Origin of the sequence: Pseudomonas sp. 5P_3.1_Bac2, from assembly GCF_025465995.1 — a bacterium.
Taxonomy (GTDB): Bacteria; Pseudomonadota; Gammaproteobacteria; order Pseudomonadales; family Pseudomonadaceae; genus Aquipseudomonas.
The window spans coordinates 1-1,149 of sequence record NZ_JANLNY010000020.1 but is presented as its reverse complement, the minus strand read 5'-3'; the positions used below and the strand labels follow the sequence as shown (position 1 = coordinate 1,149).

Sequence of the window (1,149 nt, the reverse complement as noted above, 5' to 3'; positions counted from 1 at the left end):
CGAAGAATTCAAAATCGAAGCAGTCAAGCAGGTGACCGAACGAGATCTGCCGGTGGCTGAGGTAGCTGCTCGTTTGGGCATTTCGACACACAGCCTGTATGCCTGGGTGAAGCGCTACAGCAAACCCGCAGAGCAACGCCTGCAAGAGGATGATCAGCAAGCTGAGCTGCGTCGTCTGCGTGCTGAACTCAAGCGCGTGACCGAAGAACGAGACATCCTAAAAAAGGCCGCCGCGTACTTTGCCAAGGAGTGCGGCTGAAGTACGCCTTTATCAGTCAGCTATCCGAAGACTATTCGGTTCGCCGCCTGTGCCTGACTCTGAAAGTACATGCCAGCGGTTACTACGCCTGGCTGGCTGAACCGAAGTCGGCACGAGCCAACGATGATCAACGCCTGCTTGGACTGATCAAGCACGCGTGGCTAGAGAGCGGTGGTGTGTACGGCTACCGCAAAATCCACGACGACCTGCGTGAGCTTGGAGAGGCATGCGGTAAGCATCGTGTTGCTCGACTGATGCGCCTGGAAGGGCTGCGCTCGCAGACAGGGTATCGTCGTCGACCGGGCCGCTATGGTGGTAAGCCTCCAACGGCCTCACCGAATCATCTTGAGCGTCGATTCAATGTCACCGAACCCAACAAGGTCTGGGTTACGGACATCACCTACATCCGCACCTATGAGGGCTGGTTGTATTTGGCAGTAGTGCTTGATCTGTTCTCGCGGCAGATAATCGGTTGGTCAATGAAGCCGCAGATGACCAGCGACCTGGCTATTGATGCCTTGCTGATGGCTGTTTGGCGCCGTAAGCCAAAGCAGGAGGTGATGATTCACTCAGACCAGGGTAGTCAGTTCAGCAGCGGCGACTGGCAGAGCTTCCTGAAAGCCAACAACTTGCTTGGCAGCATGAGTCGGCGCGGCAATTGCCATGACAACGCAGTAGCGGAAAGCTTTTTCCAGCTGCTGAAGCGGGAACGGATCAGGCGAAAAATCTATCGCACTAGGCAGGATACTCGCGCTGATGTGTTCGACTACATCGAGATGTTTTACAACCCAAAACGCCGACACGGTTTCAACAATCAGCTGTCACCTGTAGAGTTTGAAAAACGCTATTCCCAGAGTCTGGAAAGTGTCTAGAAAACCTGGGGCGATTCA

Annotated in this window: 1 protein-coding gene; it reads left to right on the top strand. The window is 54.7% G+C overall.

Features of this window, described 5'->3' with window-relative positions:
• A protein-coding gene (locus NTD81_RS11445) for an IS3 family transposase (RefSeq protein WP_262182483.1) occupies nucleotides 1-1,131 on the top strand; the annotation gives its coding sequence in 2 pieces (ribosomal slippage) (nucleotides 1-218 and nucleotides 218-1,131; 1,132 coding nt annotated over the 2 pieces). This gene is flagged as partial in the annotation.
• Nucleotides 1,132-1,149: the final 18 nt, after the last annotated feature.